Raw genomic sequence first — 415 nt, forward strand, 5'->3', positions numbered from 1 at the left:
ATCTTGTTTAGCTTCCTGGTCATTATCCTTTTTACTACTAAAATTCACAGATATTTGCTGAGTATGTGTTAATAATTTCCCCTCACTATTTTTCGTTTCATATACAATTAGAATTGTTAATTGAATTATTTGCATCAGATGCTGTTTCGTATCTTTAGAATCATTAAAATTAAATGCAATTGATGCTTTTTCAAAACTATCATATTGCAGATTCAATTTATCGTTAATTATTTCTTGAAATTGTGATTCCGTTAACGTAAAACCGACTGTATTTGGTTCATTAAAATTTTTTTTATCTCCCTCTACTTTTAGTTGTAAATTCCCAACACCTTGTAATCTATTAAAAATTAGTTTTACATGTGAAACATCCAAGCTCGAATCAGAACCGTAACCCTTTCTATCTTTATACATGAAC

Annotated in this window: 1 pseudogene; it reads right to left on the reverse strand. The window is 28.4% G+C overall.

Annotated elements, in window-relative coordinates:
* A pseudogene (locus AC1DJR_RS33695) lies at positions 1-415 on the reverse strand (DUF3952 domain-containing protein); the annotation flags it as partial.

The sequence above is a fragment of the Bacillus sp. 05T31 genome (assembly GCF_056396725.1).